This window comes from Armatimonas sp. (assembly GCF_031410135.1).
In the GTDB taxonomy this organism is placed as follows: domain Bacteria; phylum Armatimonadota; class Armatimonadia; order Armatimonadales; family Armatimonadaceae; genus Armatimonas.
In genome coordinates this window covers 1-1168 of sequence record NZ_JANNYP010000768.1, presented here as the reverse complement: position 1 = coordinate 1168, position 1168 = coordinate 1, and the positions used below count along the sequence as shown (strand labels likewise).

At 56.1% G+C, this 1168-nt stretch carries 1 protein-coding gene; it reads right to left on the bottom strand.

All coding sequences use genetic code 11. From position 1 onward, the window contains the following. Positions 1 to 1168, bottom strand: a 1168-nt coding sequence (locus RMO15_RS28220) for a zinc-dependent metalloprotease (RefSeq protein WP_309720848.1), incomplete at both ends; no start/stop codon positions are given.

Sequence of the window (1168 nt, the reverse complement as noted above, 5' to 3'; positions counted from 1 at the left end):
CGATGTAGCGGGTCACCCGGCTGATTTCCGTTCGGCGTTGGCCGATGAGCGCATTGTACGCATCTTTGAGTCCGGAATAGTCTTCTCCGAGTTTGTAGGTTGCAGGGAGGAGATAGCCGGCGATGAGTTCGATGTTCTTGAGACCAAGGAGGCTTGACTTCACAGGATCGCTTGCAATGCACTCGCTTTGCGTCGTGGGGTCCTCAGGGTGGGCATAGTTGCCGAACTGCAGTTCAGGTTGCTTAAGTTGCTGTGCCGACCAACCGTCGAGAATGGGCTTCTCCTCATCAGCCGTTTTCGCGAACGGAATTGGGGTGTATCCCCAGGCGATTGCGAACAGATCATAGGCACCGATCCGCCCGATCATGTCCTCGTTTGAGACGTTGTCTCCCGGTCGAGCGACATAGTTATATCGGGAGTAGCTCATGATCGATGACGCAACGCCGTTCTTGGAGACGAAACCAGGCGTTCTGAGTTGCTCGACCGTCCAGGCGGTGCTCGCCTTAAAGTTGTGCTCAAGTCCGAGCGTATGGCCCACTTCATGGCTGGCTACATACTCCACAAGGCGACCAAGAAGGTCGTCCGGGAACGGGAACTTGCGGGCCCGAGCGTCGATTTGCGCGGCTTGGGGGAAGTACCACTGCTGAACGAGTTGGAGAACGTTGTGCCAGATGATGATGTGGGCGCTGATCGTCTCTCCTGAACGTGGGTCAGAGACGTGCGGACCGATGGCATTTGCGATCGTTGAAGGGGCCCAGCGGATCACGGAGTATCGGGCATCCTCGGCGTCCCAAGTTGGATCTTCCTGTTCTGTCGGCGCGTATTTGCACTGAATCGCATTTTTGAAACCGGCCTTTTCGAAGGCAGCATTCCATGCCTCGACGCCGCTCTTTAGAAAAGGTCGCCACTTTTCAGGGACTTCACGACCAAGGTAGAAAGTGATCGGCTTGACGGGCTCGGACATTGCAGCGGAAGGATCCTTCTTCTCCAGTCGAAACCGGTTCACGATCGTCTGCTCGACGGACTTTTGATCGGGGTGGCCGAAGACGGTATAAGTGGTTCCGAAGAATCCTACTCGGTCATCTCGAAATCTCGGCTTCATCGGAGTTTCAGGAAGCTGGACAAGACTGTAGTGGACGAGGGCTGTCTTGGCCGTCGGCGCCGCGAA